The 246-nt window shown below is 72.0% G+C and carries 1 pseudogene; it reads left to right on the top strand.

Going from position 1 to position 246, the window contains the following annotated elements:
- Window positions 1-37 precede the first annotated feature (37 nt).
- A pseudogene (locus FNJ47_RS47645) lies at window positions 38-246 on the top strand (hypothetical protein); the annotation flags it as partial.

Below are 246 nucleotides of genomic sequence, written 5' to 3'. Positions count from 1 at the left end.
CGAGAAATAGGCGAGCGTCAATGCTATCCCGCCGGTGATGAGGGAGAGCACCAGCGCGCGGTCCGCGACGGTGGCGGCGCTGACCGCAGCGCCGGCCGCCTTGGCGCTGATCCCGGGTGCGACGCCGGCAGTGCCGCTGGTCTCTGCGGTGCTGCTGCCCGCGGCGATTGCGGCCGGCCTGTCGCCGCTCGGCGGCGCCATTGCGATCGCGATTGCCGGACAAGGCATGGCGCTGTCGTCGGACTA

The organism is Bradyrhizobium uaiense (assembly GCF_010811875.1).
GTDB classification, from domain to species: Bacteria; Pseudomonadota; Alphaproteobacteria; order Rhizobiales; family Xanthobacteraceae; genus Bradyrhizobium; species Bradyrhizobium uaiense.
This window is presented reverse-complemented; position numbering and strand designations above follow the sequence as displayed.